This window comes from Roseospira navarrensis, assembly GCF_009601025.1.
Lineage (GTDB): Bacteria > Pseudomonadota > Alphaproteobacteria > Rhodospirillales > Rhodospirillaceae > Rhodospira > Rhodospira navarrensis.
On sequence record NZ_WIVE01000188.1, the window covers coordinates 1 to 408 of the forward strand.

Below are 408 nucleotides of genomic sequence, written 5' to 3' on the forward strand. Positions count from 1 at the left end.
CGCTCGGTGTACTTCAGCGACAGATACTGCACACCCCGGTCGCTGTGGTGGATCAGCGCCCCGCCCGGAAACGGCCCGCGGGCATGCAGGGCCTGGTCCAGGGCATCCAGGACTAGAGTTGTTTCAGCCCGGGCCGAGACCCGCCAGCCAACGATCCGGCGCGCGAACGCATCAATGACAAAGGCGACATAGACAAACCCCGCCACCGTCCAAACATAGGTGAAATCCGCGACCCACAGGGCATTCGGCCGGGAGGGCTGGAACTGGCGATTGACATGGTCTTCGGGGCTCGGGTTCGCCGGATTGCTGACCGTCGTCTTGATCCGCTTGCCCCGAACCGCGCCTTGCAGGCCCATGTCCCGCATCAGGCGTTCCACCGTGCAGCGGGCCACCTCAAGGCCTTCGCGC

1 protein-coding gene is annotated in these 408 nt (G+C 65.4%); it reads right to left on the bottom strand.

The genetic code is table 11. The features are described from left to right. Positions 1–408, bottom strand: a 408-nt coding sequence (locus tag GHC57_RS19215; RefSeq protein WP_153347283.1) for a DDE-type integrase/transposase/recombinase, incomplete at both ends; no start/stop codon positions are given.